Origin of the sequence: Streptomyces sp. Ru62 (genome assembly GCF_002920615.1) — a bacterium.
Lineage (GTDB): Bacteria > Actinomycetota > Actinomycetes > Streptomycetales > Streptomycetaceae > Streptomyces.
In genome coordinates, this window is record NZ_PQSU01000003.1 from 243,707 (window position 1) to 256,291 (window position 12,585).

Genomic DNA, 12,585 nt, shown 5'->3' on the forward strand with positions numbered 1-12,585 from the left:
GGTGTCGGCCGACCCGGCGACGCGCGTACGGCAGCTGGAACTGCTCTCGGCCGAGGAGCGCCACCAGGTGCTGTCCGGCTGGAACGACACGGCGCGCGCCGCCGACGCCGAGGACTTGGTGGAACGCGTCCGCAAGGCCGCCGCCGAGACACCGGACGCGACAGCGGTGGTGGACGCCTCGGGCGAACTCACCTACGCCGAACTGCTCGCCCGCGCGGCTGGGGTGTCCGCCGCGCTGCGGGAGGTGCCCGGCTGGGCACCCGGTGAGGTGGTCGCGATCCTCGCCGACCCCGGCGCCTGGTTCGTCGCCGGCGTCCTCGGCGTGCTCGGCGCCGCGGGGGCCTACGTACCGCTCGATCCCCAGGCCCCCGAGGCCCGCTCCGCCGCCGCGCTCGCGGACTCCGGCGCACGGGTCCTGCTGGCGGGCGCCGGCCGGGAGACCGCCGCCGCCCGGATCGCGGCCGAGTCCGGCGGCGCGGCCGAGGTGCTCGCACTCGGCGGGGACACGGGCGCGTGGGCCGGGCCGTGGCCCGCGCTGTCGGCCGATCCGCTGGACCTGGCCTACGTGATCTTCACCTCCGGCTCCACCGGCCGCCCGAAGGGCGCCATGGTCCACCGGGCGGGCATGGCCAACCACCTCGCCGCGAAGACCGAGGACCTGCGGCTGACCGCCGGGGACCTGGTGGTGCAGAACGCGCCGCTCACCTTCGACGTCTCCGTCTGGCAGATGCTCGCCCCGCTCGCGGTGGGCGGCCGGGTCCGCGTCGTCGACCACGCCACGGCCACCGACCCCCGTGCGCTGTTCGGCCTGGTGGAGAGCGAGGGCGTCACCGTCCTCGAAGTGGTGCCCTCCCTGCTGCTCACCGCCCTCGACACCTGGGACGAGACGCCGTCCGCCCCGGATCTCACCGGCCTGCGCCTGCTGGTGGTCACCGGTGAGGAGCTGCCGCCGGAGCTGTGCGAGCGGTGGTTCGCCCGCTACCCCGAGGTGCCGCTGGTCAACGCCTACGGCCCCACCGAGTGCTCGGACGACGTGACCCACGCGGTGCTGACCGGGCCGGTGGGCGCCGCACGGGTGCCGATCGGCCGCCCGGTGCGCCACACCCGGCTCCACGTGCTGGACGACGCCCTGCAACCGGTGCCGGTCGGCGTGGCCGGCGAGCTGTACGTGGCCGGTGCCGGAGTGGGGCGCGGTTACGTGGGCGATCCCGCGCGCACCGCGGTGACCTTCGTGCCCGACCCGTACTCCCCGGACCCCGGCGGGCGGATGTACCGCACGGGCGACCAGGTGCGCCGGCGCGCCGACGGCCAGCTCGAATTCCTCGGCCGCCGCGACTTCCAGGTGAAGATACGCGGCCACCGCGTCGAGCTCGGCGAGATCGAGGCCGTACTGCGCGGCGCTCCCGGGGTGACCGGTGCGATCGTCGTCGCCCGGAAGGACCAGGCCGGCCGCGCCCAGCTGTGCGGCTACGTCACCGGTGCCGCCGACGCCGCAGCCGTACGTGCCCATGCGGCCGGTCACCTGCCCGGCTACATGGTTCCCGCAGCGGTCCTCGTCCTGGGCGCGTTCCCGCTGACCCCGCACGGAAAGATCGACCGCCGGGCGCTGCCCGAGCCCGAACTGGGAACGGACGGCGCGTCCCGTCCCGCGCGCACCGCCGCCGAGGAGATGCTCTGCGGCCTCTTCGCCGAGGTCCTGAAGGTGCCACAGGTCGGTGTCGACGACGGCTTCTTCGACCTGGGCGGCCACTCGCTGCTGGCGACCCGGCTGACCTCGCGCGTGCGCAGCGTCTTCGGCGTCGAACTCCCCGTCCGCGAGGTGTTCGAGGCTCCGACGCCGGCGGCGCTGGCGCCGCGCCTGGACACCTCGTCCGCCGCCCGGCCGGAACTCTCCCGCAGGACCCGCCCCGACGCCGTTCCGCTGTCCTACGCGCAGCAGCGGCTGTGGTTCCTGCACCGCATGGAGGGACCCACCGCCACGTACAACATGCCCGTGGTCATGCGGCTGACCGGCGACCTGGACACGGCCGCGCTGGAGGCGTCCCTGCGCGACCTCATGGCCCGGCACGAGAGCCTGCGCACCGTCTTCCCCGAGGAGGCGGGGGTGCCCCGGCAGAAGGTGCTGGAGGTCGAACAGGCCTGGCCGGGCCTGGAGATCGTGCCCGTGCCCGAGGCCGGCGTCGGCGCGGCCGTCGAGGCCACGGCCAGGTACGGATTCGACCTGTCCCGCGAGGCCCCGCTGAGGGCGACGCTGCTGGAGGTGTCCGCACGCGAGCGGACCCTCGTCCTGCTGCTGCACCACATCGCCAGTGACGGCTGGTCGCTGTCACCTCTCGCGCGGGACCTCGCGCAGGCCTACGAGGCCCGCGCGCAAGGCCGCGCCCCGGACTGGTCCGGGCTGCCGGTCCAGTACGCGGACTACGCGCTGTGGCAGCGGGAGATCCTCGGCGAACCGGACGATCCGGACAGCGTGCTGGCCCGGCAGGTGGCGTACTGGCGGCAGGAGCTGGCCGGTGCGCCCGAGGAACTCGTCCTGCCCTACGACCGGCCCCGCCCGGCGGTGGCGTCGCACGAGGGCGGCTTCGTCACCTTCACCCTGGGCGCCGAACTGCACGAGGGCATGCTGCGGATCGCCCGCGAGCACGATGTCACCCTCTTCATGGTGCTCCAGGCCGGGCTGGCCGCCCTGCTGTCACGGCTGGGCGCCGGTGAGGACGTGCCGATCGGCTTCGGTGCCGCCGGGCGGCTGGACGAGGCCCTCGACGACCTGGTGGGCTTCTTCGTCAACACGCTCGTGCTCCGCGCGGACCTGACCGGGAACCCGACCGTCGCCGAGCTGCTGGCACGCGTCCGGCGGACGTCGCTCGCCGCGTACGCCCACCAGGACGTGCCGTTCGAACACCTGGTCAGTGCCCTGGCCCCGGCCCGCTCGGCCTCGCGCCACCCGCTCTACCAGGTCGCGCTCGTCCTGCAGAACAACCAGCACGCCGAGTTCGAACTGCACGGCCTGGAGGCCGGACTGGAGTGGGCGCGGAAGGGCACGTCCCAGATCGACCTGCTCTTCTCGCTGAGCGAGCGGGAACACGCGGACCGCTCCGTGGCCGGCCTGCACGGCTTCGTCGAGTACGCCACCGACCTGTTCGACCGCTCCACGGTGGAACGGATGGTCGGGCGTCTGCTGCGGGTCCTGGAACAGATGGTGGCCGACACCGGCGCGCGCGTCGGCCGTCTGGAGGTACTGGACGCGGACGAGCGCCGGGCGCTGCTGAGCGCGCGCGGCGAGACGACGGTGAGCGGACCGGGTGCCCCCGGCACCTTCCCCGCGCTGTTCGAGGCGCACGTCGTCGCGGCGCCGCACGCGCCGGCCGTCGTCCACGGCGAGCGGATCCTGACGTACGCGGAGCTGGACGCCCGGGCCAACCGGCTGGCCCGGCACCTGGCGGGCACCGGCGTGGGACCGGAGGACGTGGTCGCGGTGGTCCTGCCGCGTTCGGCGGACCTGGTGGTGACCGCGCTCGGCGTGCTCAAGGCCGGCGCGGCGTACCTGCCGGTGGACCCCGGTTACCCGGCCGAGCGGATGGCGTACATGCTGGCGGACGCCGGCCCGGTGGCCCTGGTCACCGACGGCCGCACCGCCGCCCGGCTGCCGCACTCGGGCGGCCCGCGCCTCCTCCTGGACAGCCCCGGCCTGGCCCGGACGCTGGCGGAGCTGCCGGGCACGCCCCTGACCGACGCCGAGCGGGTGCGGCCGCTGCGGCCCGCGAACGCCGGGTACGTCATCTACACGTCCGGGTCCACCGGCCGCCCCAAGGGCGTCGTCGTCCCCCACTTCGGCCTGCCCAGCCTGGCAGCCGCCCAGGCCGGGCACCTCGGCGCCGACGCCTCCAGCCGGGTGCTGCAACTGGCCTCGCCGGGCTTCGACGCGTCCGTGTGGGAGATGCTGATGGCGCTCGCCTCCGGGGGCGCCCTGGTGGTTCCGGACGTCGAGGGCCCGCTGGCCGGGGAGGAACTGGCGGCCGCGCTGGCGTCCGGCGGGGTCACCCACCTGACGGCCACCCCGTCCGCGCTGGAGTCCCTGCCCGAGGGAAGCGAGTCGTCCCTGGGCGACCTGCGCGTCCTCGTGGCCGCCGGGGAGGCGTGCTCGCCCGCGCTGGCGGCGCGGTGGTCCGCCGGACGCCGGATGGTCAACGCGTACGGACCGACCGAGACGACGGTGTGCGCCACCATGAGCGAGGCGCTGACCGGCGGGCCGGCCGACGGCGGAGCCGTCCCGATCGGCCGTCCCGTCCACGACGCGCGGGTGTACGTCCTGGACGAGCATCTCCGCCCGGTCCCCACCGGGGTCGCCGGCGAGCTGTACGTGGCCGGCGCCGGGATCGCGCGCGGCTACCGGGGGCAGGCGTCGCTCACCGCGGGCCGGTTCGTCGCCTGTCCGTTCGGCGCGCCGGGCGAGCGCATGTACCGCACCGGAGACCTGGCGGCCTGGACGAGGGACGGACAGCTGGTCTTCCGGGGACGCGCGGACGACCAGGTGAAGGTCCGCGGACACCGGGTGGAGCCCGGCGAGGTCGAGGCGCGGCTCTCCGAGCACCCCTGGGTGCGCCGGGCGGCCGTGGTGCCGCGCGAGGACGTACCCGGTGACACCCGCCTGGTGGCGTACGTCGTCCCGGACACCGGCACCGACGACGACACCGGCACCGACCCCCGGGCCGGCACCGGCGGGGAGCTGGTGGGTGACTGGCGGGAGATCCACGACCAGGTGTACGCCGGAGCCGGGGACGCGCCCTGGGACGAGGACTTCCGAGGCTGGGACAGCAGCTACGACGGCCGTCCGATCCCCGTCGAGCAGATGCGGCAGTGGCGGGACTCGGCGGTCCGGCTGATCCGGGAACTGCGTCCGCGCCGCGTCCTGGAGATCGGTGTGGGCTCCGGGCTCCTGCTGGCGCGGCTGGCGGGCGCGTGCGAGACCTACTGGGGCACGGACCTCTCCCAGGAGGCCGTGGACCGGCTGGAACGGCACCTGGCCGACGTGCCGGCACTCGCCGGACGCGTCCGGCTGAGCTGCCTGCCCGCCGACTCCCTCGACGGCCTGCCCACCGGTCACTTCGACACCGTGGTGCTCAACTCGGTGGCGCAGTACTTCCCCGACGCCCGGTACCTGACCCAGGTCATCGACCGTGCCCTGGACCTGCTGGCACCGGGCGGGGCCATGGTCGTCGGAGACGTACGCAACCTCAGGACGCTCCGTGCCCTGCGGACCGGCGTCGCCTGCCGGCGCCTGCCCGCGGCGACACCCCCCGCCCGGCTGCGCGCGGCGGTGGACCAGTCGGTGGCGGCGGAGGAGGAGCTCGTCGTCGCCCCCGAGTTCTTCACCGCGCTGGCGGCGGGCGACCCCCGCGTGGCCGGGGTCGACATACGGCTCAAGCGCGGCTCGTTCCACAACGAACTGACGTGCCACCGCTACGAGGTGGTGCTGCACAAGGCGGCTCCGGACCAGAACGGACTGCCGGCCCCGGCACGGGAGGTGCCGGGGGACGAGGCCCGGGTGGGCGAGATTCCGCACCGGCGGTGGGAGGACATCGCCACGGAGGGCTCCGACGCCTCCGTGGATCTCGCCGCCCTGCTGGCCTCGTCCCCGTCCGGGCTGCGCGTCACCGGGATCCCCAACGGCCGGGTCACGGGCGAGTTCCACGCGGCCGAGGCGATGCTCCGGGACGAGGACGCGCACGGAGCGCTGGAACTGCTCCGCGGGGTGGGCCTGGACCCCGAGGAACTGTGCCGTCTCGGCGAGGCCCACGGCATGCGCTCCGTGCCTACCTGGAACGCCGGCCGCGACGACCTGTTCGACATCCTGTACCTGCCCGCCGACACCACCGGACCGGTGGAGGCCTACGCCGGGGCGGCGGCGACAGGCACCGCACTCGCCAACGACCCGTCGGCCGCCCGCCGGCGCCGGCGCCGTGCCGCCGGCACCCCCGCCGTCCTCCAGGAGCACCTGGCGGACGTCCTGCCGGCCGCCATGGTGCCCGCGGCGATCGTGGTCCTGGACGACCTGCCGGTCACGCCGAACGGGAAGGTGGACCGGCGGGCGCTGCCGGCACCGGACTTCGGTGCGCCGGCACAGCCTTCCCGGGCACCGGGCAATCCGCGGGAGGAGGCCCTGTGCGGGCTGTTCGCCGAGATCCTCGGCCTCGAACGGGTGGGCGCCGAGGACGACTTCTTCCGGCTGGGCGGCCACTCGCTGCTGGCGACCCGGCTCGCGTCCCGGGTGCGCAGCGTGCTGGGGGCGGAACTGCCCGTGCGCGCGGTGTTCGAGGCGCCGACGCCCGCCCGGCTGGCGGTCCGGCTGTCCGCCGGGAGCAGCGCCCCGGCCCGCCCCCGGCTGCGCCGGATGGCGCGCTGACCCCCGTTCCGTAATCGACCTGAAGACCTGTGAAAAGGGAGATCTGCTGTGACGAACCCGTTCGACAACGCCGAAGGGCGCTTTCTCGTTCTCGTCAACCACGAGGGTCAGCATTCACTGTGGCCGGTCTTCGCGGATGTGCCGGCCGGATGGCAGGCGGTGTTCGGCGAGGACAGCCGGGAGGCCTGCCTCGCCCACATCGAGGCGAACTGGACGGACATGCGTCCCAAGAGCCTGATCGCGGCCATGGACTCAGCGGCACGGGGAACGACCGACCGATGACAGGCGAGACCCGAGCACCCGGCATTCTCTCGACGATCGGATCCACACCGCTCGTCGAACTCACCAAGCTTTTCCCGGACGACCGCGTCAAGGTCTATGCCAAGCTGGAAGGCTTCAATCCCGCGGGCAGTATCAAGGACCGTCCCGCGGTCACCATGCTCCGCGAGAAAATCCGCCGCGGGGAGCTGAGCCCGGGAAAGTCCGTGGTCGTGGAGTCCAGTTCGGGCAACCTCGGAATCGGCCTGGCCCAGGTCTGCCGGTACTTCGATCTGCGCTTCATCTGTGTGGTCGACCCGCGGGCCAACCAGCAGAACCTCGCGATCATGCGCGCCCTCGGTGCCGAGGTCGACCTGGTCGCCGAGCCGGACGAGGCGACCGGCGACTACCTGCCGAGCCGGCTGCGCAGGGTGCGTGAACTGGTGCGCGCCGTACCGGGCGCCTACTGGCCCGACCAGTACGGCAACGAACTCAACGCCGCCGCCCACTGGACCACGATGCGGGAGATCGTCGAAGGACTGCCCGGCGGGCACCTGGACTACCTGTTCTGCTCGGCGAGTTCCTGCGGGACCCTGCGGGGCTGCGCGGAGTACGCGCGCGAGCACCGGCTGCCGGCGGAGATCGTCGCCGTGGACGCGCTCGGCAGCGCGATCTTCGACGCGTTCCCCCCGGCGGTGCGGCGCAAGCTCCCCGGCCACGGCGCCGCCCTCCGGCCGGCGCTGTACGCGCCGGGCCTGGCCGACCGGGTCGTCCACGTCAGCGACCAGGAGAGCGTCGCCGGCTGCCGCCACCTGGTGGCCACGGAGGCGATCCTGGCCGGCGGTTCGTCGGGGGCCGTGGTCGCGGCACTGGCCCGGCTGCGTCCGCTCCTGCCGGCCGGCTCGACCTGCGTCCTCGTCTTCCCCGACCGCGGCGAGCGCTACCTGAACACCGTTTACGACGACGCCTGGACCGCCGCGCACCTGGGTCCCATCCCGGACGTCCCCGGCACCGCAAAAGAGGAGCAGTTCGCATGCTTGTGATCGGAAACGCCACTGTCCGCGGGGTGCTGGACGGACGTGACGGTGACGTCCTGGACGCCGTCCGCCACGCCTACACGGCCCACGCCGAGGGACGGTCCGCCGTTCCCCACTCCGTCTTCCTCCGCTTCCCGGAGCACCCCAAGAACCGCATCATCGGACTCCCCGCGCATCTGGGCGGCGCGGACGAGATCGCGGGAATCAAGTGGATCTCCTCCTTCCCCGACAACGTCGAGGCGGGCCTGGAGCGGGCCTCGGCGGCGATCATCCTCAACTCGCTGCGCACCGGTCACCCGGAGGCACTGATCGAGGCCTCGGTCATCTCGGCACGCCGTACGGCGGCGAGCGCGGCACTCGCCGCGGCGGCGATGCCCGGTGCCGCCGCGGAGACCTCGGTGTCGCTGATCGGCTGCGGGGTGATCAACCGGGAGGTCCTCCGCTTCCTGCGCGTGGCCGTACCGGGCATCCGGTCGGTCCGCCTCTTCGACCTGAACCGCCGGCGAGCCCTGGACTTCGCGCGGTCCTGCCCGCCCGGCCTGGAGGTCGAGGTGGCCGAGACGATCGGTGAGGCGATGGCGGCGAGCCCGCTGGTGTCCTTCGCCTCGACGGCGGCCGTCCCGCACGTCGGCCTCGAACACTGCCGGCCCGGGACGCTCGTACTGCACCTGTCCCTGCGGGACCTGACGCCGGAGTCGGTGCTGGAGGCCGTGAACGTCGTCGACGACGCGGACCACGTCTGCCGCGCCGCCACCTCCGTCCACCTGGCCGAACAGCTCGTCGGCAACCGGGACTTCATCAGCGCCGCCATCGGCGGGATCCTCTCCGCGGGAGAGCCGTACCGGCGCGACCCCGGCAAGGTCACCGTCTTCTCCCCGTTCGGCCTGGGCATCCTGGACCTCGCGGTGGCGCGGCTGGTCCGCGACGTGGCGGTCGACCGCGGATGGGGCGTGCGGCACGACGACTTCCTGCCGCACAGCCGGGCGGCGGCACCCGACGTGCTGGGCGCGGCCGGGTAGAGCCGCGGGGCCGCCCTGTCCCGGTCACGGGCCGGCCGCGGCCTGGAAGCACCAGGCCGCGGCCCGCCGGACGCCGCGCACACCGCCCCGGCCGTCAGGCGGGCGGTTCCACCGAAGCCTGCGCGTCCCGCGCGCCCGGCCGCGCGTCCGAGGGCGAGCCGGTGGACCGGGGAGACCCCGCTGCCAGGCGGGGGCTGATGAGCGCGGCCACGAGCAGCAGGACGCCACCCGTGAGGAACGGGGCGCGCAGCCCGAACGAGTGCGCAACCAGGCCGCCTGTCGCGGCGCCGAGCGCGCTGGCGCATCCGGTGACCATCTGGTAGGCCACCGTCACACGTCCCAGCAGCACGTTGGGGACGAGCGACTGACGCTGTGTCAGCACGGTGACGTTCCAGACGGCGTTGACGGCGCCGTACACGGCGATGCCGCATCCGGCGGCCAGGCCCCCCGGCGCGGCACCGGTGGCCACGACGGAGAGCGCGCCCCCCACCAGCGCCAGACGCAGCAGGCGTCCGGGGCCGGCCCACCGGACCATGCGCGGTGTCACGGCGGCTCCGGCGACGGCGCCGAGGGCGGACCCGGCGAGCAGCAGGGAGTAGCCGAAGCCGGACATGCCCAGGGTGTTCCGGGCGTAGAGCACCAGAACGGAGATCACTCCGACGCCGACGAGATTGCAGAGGCCCGTCACCAGGCACAGCCGGCGCAGCTGCCGATGCCGCCAGAGCCAACGGACGCCTTCGACCGTGTCACGTCGCAGCAGCGCGGCGGTGGGCTTCGGTCCCCCCGCCGCACGCGGCCGGAAGTCCCCGCTCAGGGTCATGACGAGGAGCGCGGCGAGCCCGAAGGAGACCGCGTCCAGGCCGAAGGGGAGAGCGGCGGAGACGGCGAACACCACGGAGCCCAGGGGAGTCCCGATGAGGGTGTTGCTCGTCAGCGCGCCCATGTGCAGGCGGGCGTTGGCCGAGGCGCGCCCCTCGGGCGGCACCAGCGTCGGCACCAGCCCCGACCACGCCCCTCCGTGCAGGACGAAACCGCATCCGAGGAGGAAGGCGAAGACCGCGAGAGCGGGGATCGACACCACGTGTGCCGCCACCGCGAGCGCGAGGGAGCCGGCCACGACCGCCCGTCCGGAGTCGACCACCGCCATGATCCTGCGGCGGTCGAAGCGATCCGCGAGCGCCCCGGCCACCGGGCCGAGCAGCAGCCAGGGGAGCTGTTCGGCCAAGGAGACCATGGCGGTCCGCACCGGGTCGTCGGTGAGCTGAGCGGCGAGCAGGGGCAGGGAGACCAGGCGCAGGCCGTCCCCGAGGCCGGACACGACCACCGCGGCCCAGGCCCGTCGGAATCCTGAGCCCAGCCGCTTGCCACGGCTGACATGAGACATGGGGGTCCTTGCAGTAGGAGGTGGAGCCCGCCGGGACCTTCACGGTGGTCCGCCCGGCGGGACGGCTGGCGCGGTCCGCCCGGCGGGACGGCTCACGCGGCTCGCCCGGCGGGACGGCTCACGCGGCTCGCCCGGCGGGACGGCTGACGCGGCTCGCCCGGCGGGACGGCTCACGCGGTCCGCCCGGCGGGACGGCTCACGCGGCTCGCCCGGCGGGACGGCACACGCGAACCGCTCGGCGGGACGGCTCACGCGGCTCGCCCGGCGGGACGTTCGTCCGCCCGGCCGGCGGCATTGTCCCGAGCCCGGATCTTCGGGTGATCCGCGCCGATCGAGCAGGCCCGGGCCCCGCCGCCGCGGCTGCGCCGCTGACGGTCCGCCGGCCGTTGATGCGTTGCGTATCGCGCTGGAAAACAGTGGAGCCCTCCAACGGCGCCCAGGCGCCCATCAAGAGAGGCCGGATGCCATGCCCGTCGAGTTCGTCGGCGCCCTCTTCACCGGTGACGGTTCCGAGGTCCGCCCCCGCACCACCGCTGTCCTCGACCGCGACTACGCCCTGCGGCTGGCCCGGGCCCACGAGGACCACGGCTGGGACCGCGTGCTCGTCGCCTACTCCGCCGGAACCCCCGACCCGGTGACCGTCTCCACCTACATCGCGGCCAGGCTCGACCGGCTCCGGATCCTGCTGGCGCACCGTCCGAACGCCTGCCACCCCACCGTGGCCGCGCGAACCTTCGCCACCCTGGACCAGCTCAGCGGCGGCCGGCTCGCCGTGCACTTCATCTCCGGCGGCAGCCAGGCGGACCAGGAGCGCGAGGGCGACTTCCTGACGAAGGACGAACGCTACGCCCGCACCGGCGAGTACATGCGCATCGTCAAGAAGGCCTGGACGGCCCGGGAACCCTTCAGTCACGAGGGCACCCACTACCGCTTCAAGGACTTCCACCCCCTGTTCCCGCCGGCCCAGCCCGCCGGCCCCCGCATCTCCTTCGGCGGCTCGTCGCCCGCGGCGTTCGCGGTCGGTGGAGCCGAGGCCGACGTCTACGCCTTCTGGGGTGAGCCGCTCGCCCACACCGCCGCCGAGATCGAGAAGGTGAGGGCGGCCGCACGCGCGGCCGGGCGGACCGACATGCCGCGCATCCAGGTGGGTTTCCGCCCGATCATCGCGCCGACCGAGGAACTCGCCTGGGAGAAGGCGCGCCGCCTCGGGGCCGCGGTCGCGGCGAGGAGGTTCTCCCTGGGTGAGGCCGAGAACACCGCCTCCCGGCGGCTCGCGGCGATCGCCAGGGAGGGCGAACGGTACGACCGCGCGCTGTGGACCGGAATCGCCTCCCTCGTCGGTGGGATCAACGACTGCAACGCCCTGGTCGGCACCCCGGAGACGGTCGCGCAGGCCCTGCTCGACTACTACGACCTCGGTGTCGACGTCTTCACCCTCCGCGGCTACGACTACATCGACGACACGATCGACATCGGCCGGTACGTGATCCCGATCGTCCGGGAGGAGGTGGCCAAGCGGGAATCCGAGGCCGGCGGGCGGCGCGGCGACGGCTGATCGTCGCCGGCGGGCTCGGGGGCGGCTACGGCATCCGGCCGACCCGGCCCCGGTGGAAGCTGAGCACCGGTCCACCGGACTCGGCCATGCCGACGACCTGACCGACCAAAATGACGTGGTCCCCGCCGTCGTACTGCTGCCACGTCCGGCACTCCAGGTGCGCGGCGCAGCCCGGCAGCAGTGGCGCCCCGGTCGTCCCCGTCACCCAGTCGAGTCCGGCGAACTTGTCGCCGTCCTTGCGGGAGAACCGGGTCACCAGATCGGACCGCCCGGCGGGGAGGATGTGCACGGCGAACGCCCGGGCCCGCAGCCAGACCCCCAGGCGCGACGACTCCTTGCCGACGCACCACGACACCAGCGGAGGGGACAGGGAGACCGAGGTGAAACTGTTGCACACCAGCCCCGCCGGCTCTCCCGCGTGCTGGGCGGTGACCACGGCGACGCCCGTCGGCCATGCGGAAAGGACCCTGCGGAAATCGAGCGGAGAGAACGCGGCGGTTCCGGCATCGGGCGTGGCCGCGTGGTCACGCGTGGCCGGCGGAGGACCGGCCGCGGACTCGTCGGAGAGCGTCATGACACCTCATCTGCGTACGGGTGTGTCAGGGCGACCCCGGTCAGGAGCCGGTGCTGTTCCACTCGTCCGTGGTGACGCCGTCGCCCGGGCCGTCGGCGCGGACCACCGAGGCGGTGTGGCCGGATGCCGTGCCACCGGTGAACAGCGGGCCGGCGAAGAGGGTCATCGCGAGCGCGGTCATCGCCACCGACGCGGTGAGCCGCGCCTTGGTGCGGAGGGAGAGCTTGCCCTGGCGGGTGGTGGAGGCCTGCGGCTGCGTCATCGGTCTGTCCTTCCAGCGGTCCGGTTCGACGCGAGAAGAGTCGCAAGGCGTGTTCACCACGGGATCTGTCGTGAATACAGGCCGATATACGCG

General features: G+C 74.0%; 8 protein-coding genes (1 of these 8 running past the window's edge). 5 read left to right on the forward strand and 3 right to left on the reverse strand.

Annotated features, from left to right (window positions below):
- The 4 genes in view from C3492_RS05545 to sbnB are tightly spaced (at most 48 nt apart) and all read left to right on the forward strand, a layout consistent with a single transcriptional unit that may run on beyond the window.
- Positions 1-6,403, forward strand: the 3' portion of a protein-coding gene (locus C3492_RS05545) for a non-ribosomal peptide synthetase (protein WP_103810598.1). The gene continues 1,283 nt to the left of window position 1, outside the view; only the last 6,403 of its 7,686 coding nucleotides appear in the window; the start codon falls outside the window, past its left edge; its stop codon occupies positions 6,401-6,403.
- 48 nt (positions 6,404-6,451) lie between these two features.
- Complete coding sequence (locus C3492_RS05550) at positions 6,452-6,685, forward strand: MbtH family protein (protein WP_103810599.1); 234 nt, start codon at positions 6,452-6,454, stop codon at positions 6,683-6,685.
- Positions 6,682-7,704, forward strand: coding sequence for a 2,3-diaminopropionate biosynthesis protein SbnA (sbnA, locus tag C3492_RS05555; RefSeq protein WP_103810600.1), 1,023 nt, complete (start codon positions 6,682-6,684; stop codon positions 7,702-7,704). The genes C3492_RS05550 and sbnA overlap by 4 nt, the downstream gene beginning before the upstream one ends.
- Complete coding sequence (gene sbnB / locus C3492_RS05560) at positions 7,695-8,717, forward strand: 2,3-diaminopropionate biosynthesis protein SbnB (RefSeq protein WP_103810601.1); 1,023 nt, start codon at positions 7,695-7,697, stop codon at positions 8,715-8,717. The genes sbnA and sbnB overlap by 10 nt, the downstream gene beginning before the upstream one ends.
- Before the next feature lie 94 nt (positions 8,718-8,811).
- Here sbnB and C3492_RS05565 read toward each other — a convergent pair whose 3' ends face one another.
- A complete protein-coding gene (locus tag C3492_RS05565) occupies positions 8,812-10,101 on the reverse strand; it encodes an MFS transporter (protein WP_103810602.1) in 1,290 nt (429 codons plus the stop codon).
- A gap of 466 nt (positions 10,102-10,567) precedes the next feature.
- Here C3492_RS05565 and C3492_RS05570 point away from each other — a divergent pair, with 466 nt between their 5' ends.
- The gene (locus tag C3492_RS05570; RefSeq protein WP_103810603.1) at positions 10,568-11,656 is read left to right on the forward strand and encodes an LLM class flavin-dependent oxidoreductase; all 1,089 of its coding nucleotides are present in this window, start codon (positions 10,568-10,570) and stop codon (positions 11,654-11,656) included.
- 25 nt (positions 11,657-11,681) lie between these two features.
- On the opposite strand, the gene C3492_RS05575 is transcribed toward C3492_RS05570, so the two are convergent.
- Both C3492_RS05575 and C3492_RS05580 read right to left on the reverse strand, forming a co-directional pair.
- Positions 11,682-12,230, reverse strand: a complete 549-nt coding sequence (locus C3492_RS05575) for a flavin reductase family protein (protein ID WP_103810604.1) — start codon at positions 12,228-12,230, stop codon at positions 11,682-11,684.
- Positions 12,231-12,270: 40 nt separating this feature from the next.
- Positions 12,271-12,492 carry a hypothetical protein gene (locus C3492_RS05580; protein WP_103810605.1) on the reverse strand — a complete coding sequence of 74 codons (222 nt, stop codon included), beginning with the start codon at positions 12,490-12,492 and terminating at the stop codon, positions 12,271-12,273.
- Positions 12,493-12,585 lie beyond the last annotated feature (93 nt).